1 protein-coding gene and 1 pseudogene are annotated in these 2,502 nt (G+C 65.8%); both read right to left on the bottom strand.

Features of this window, described 5'->3' with window-relative positions; genetic code table 11:
* Positions 1 to 251: 251 nt before the first annotated feature.
* A pseudogene (locus ACZ6IM_RS42520) lies at positions 252 to 1,018 on the bottom strand (transposase).
* Positions 1,019 to 1,115: 97 nt separating this feature from the next.
* Complete coding sequence (locus ACZ6IM_RS42515; RefSeq protein WP_319218684.1) at positions 1,116 to 1,313, bottom strand: MafI family immunity protein; 198 nt, start codon at positions 1,311 to 1,313, stop codon at positions 1,116 to 1,118.
* Positions 1,314 to 2,502 lie beyond the last annotated feature (1,189 nt).

Raw genomic sequence — 2,502 nt, 5'->3', positions numbered from 1 at the left:
CTCAACGCCTTCCAGATCGCCTTCGACGGCCGCCTGACCGCCACCGACCAGCGATAACTCAACAACCAAGATCAGCCGTTAAGTTGACACACCCGTCCTCACGGCTGAGAGCATGAACGGTGATGTCGGCGGCGTCGAGCATCTTCCCGCGTCGTCGCCCGTCCGGGGTAGGGGGTTGGCGATGAGGGTCAGTTCTGCGCCTGCCGCCTCGATCTGATGGCCGCGACGCAGCCGCGGCCAACCGCGTCCACTCATCCGGCAAGGTTGAGGAGGTGCAGGCGGGCGATGCCGAGCATGGCGTGGTAGACGCCATCGCCTTTGAGGCGGCAGTCGCGCATGATCTTCCAGCTCCTCATGCGGGCGAAGGTGTGCTCGACGCGGGGCGGACTCGCTTGTGGGAGCGGTTGTGTTCCTCCTTCCAGACCGTGAGGTCCTCACCTGCGGTCTGGCGGTGCGGAATGACCAGGCCGGTGCCCTGGTATCCGCCGTCGGCGATGGTCGTGGTCTTGCCGACGGTGCCCTTGGCGCCGGATTCGTCCCAGCCGCGGGAGTCGTGGTGGTTACCGGGCAGCGGCCGGCCAACCACGACGATCAGACGGGTGTCGGCGTCGATGACGACTTGGTGGGCCGTGGAGTAGCGATAGTTCTTCGACGGCTCGGCGATCGTGCGGTCGCGGGCTGGCATCAGGGTGCCGTCCACGATGAGCACGCCGTCCTGCGCGAAACGCTTGCGCGGTCGGAGCCCGAGGAGCGGCCCGAGATGGTCGATGACCCGATCCGCCGCAGACTTCGAGACTCCGAACAACAGGGCGAGCTGGTGCGTCGTCAAGTTCGTGCGCCAGTAGGCCGCGACCAGCAGGGTTCGGTCCGCCAACGGCAGTTCCCGCGGCCGGCCGCGCTGCCCGTCGAGTCTGGTCTCGCGGCGCATCGCGGTCACCAACTTGCCGAAGCAGCGCGGGCTCAGCCCGGTGAACGGGGCTATCCGAGACGGCTCCGACGCCGTGATCACACCAGCCACATCAAGATCGTCTCACTTCGGAGTCACCTGGCGAAGACGTCCTCAGTCGGTCAGAAGCTCTTCGAGACGCTTCACGTACCGCGGAGTGCCGAGTACGTCAGTCATCACGACAAGGCGTGCGTGACTCCAGTGTGATCGGCAGAGCATCCTCATAGATCCACGAGCACATGGTGTCGAAGGCCAACCCATCTTCGCCGTCCGACAGCAGATGCTGGACGCCCGTGATGACGGCCTCCGAGGTGAGCGGTGAGCCGTCGAGGAGAGCAGCTACTTGGGCGCGGTACGACAGGCTCATCGATGCTCACAAGGTCGGAGTCGAACGTGACGCCCACATCGTCACCAGCGCATCGATCCCTGTCCAGCAGGGCTACCACAGCCCCAGCAAGATCACTTACGGGACAGCCTTGAAGCGGTGAAACCCGGCTGGGCGCCTGTCAGCACCCGTTTTCATGCTGACCGCTGTCCGTAAGTACATCGTCGAAATGGTCGAAACTCATCACCGAGGCGGCTCGCCATCTGCTGTCCGACTACGGCATTGACCTTCGCTCCGGCATCTGGCAGCACCGGGCGTTCGAATCGGCTCCGGCGACCGGCTGAGAGAAGCTGCCGCCTCGGTCACGAACGAACCTCGCGCCGAGCAATCGGCTGAAGGAGGCTTGGGCTGCCGCCGCCCGCGCCATCCTCTTCAGCAGGTACGAGGATGCCGCTGTCCTGGACGCCCGGCTGGAGCCAGAGATCGATGAGCTGTGGTGGTTCCTTTGCCGACTGTGTCCGTGGGCGGAGCCGTGAGTGAGTACTGACCACGGCCTGGTCCCGAGCCATGTGTGGAGCGGCCACTTCTTGCAAGTGGAAGCTGTTTCACATCCGGTGATCTATGGCACAGCGTGCCTCGCCTGCCTGCCGAGACACGAGGGCTACGCACGGCTCGTCCAGCACTCCAAGAGCCTGATCACTTGGGCCGTCATCACCCTCACGGCCCGCCGCCTGGCAGGAAAAGGTGCAACCCCGAGCTGGCCGAGGAAATGGGCGCCGACCGACGGCTGAGCCAGCAGGGACAGCGAATCGGGACGTCACAAATTCCGGCTGCGGCAGCCGGCGTTGCTGGGCAGCTCGACTTCCGTGACGCCGGCAGGGAGTGCCGTCGCCCAAAAACAGACGCCTGGGCCCTGCCCCGGCTTCCTGTCAGCGGCGCGGCGATCGCGTCAGCTCAGCGGATCCGCCGTCGCGGTGTCCGCAGCCCCGGAGTCGGCGGCTTACGGCAAGAAGGGTCCGCTCTTCCTGCTGACCGGCGATCAGGTGCTGCCGCGATCCGTCGCAGCGGGGCCAGCGGATCGGACCGTGGCTAGTGCTCTGACCGGGAAGGTTCGCCGGGTTGGTGATGGCGGCGGATGGATGTGCGGCGACGTCCGTCCGATCGTTGGGGGTGTGGTGGCAGAGCCCGTCCGTGTGCGCAGGTTGACCGATCAGGAGGGGCAGAAGCTGCA

The organism is Streptomyces sp. NPDC042336, assembly GCF_055581985.1.
The sequence above is the reverse complement of the archived record's forward strand: the minus strand, read 5'-3'. Positions and strand labels throughout refer to the sequence as shown.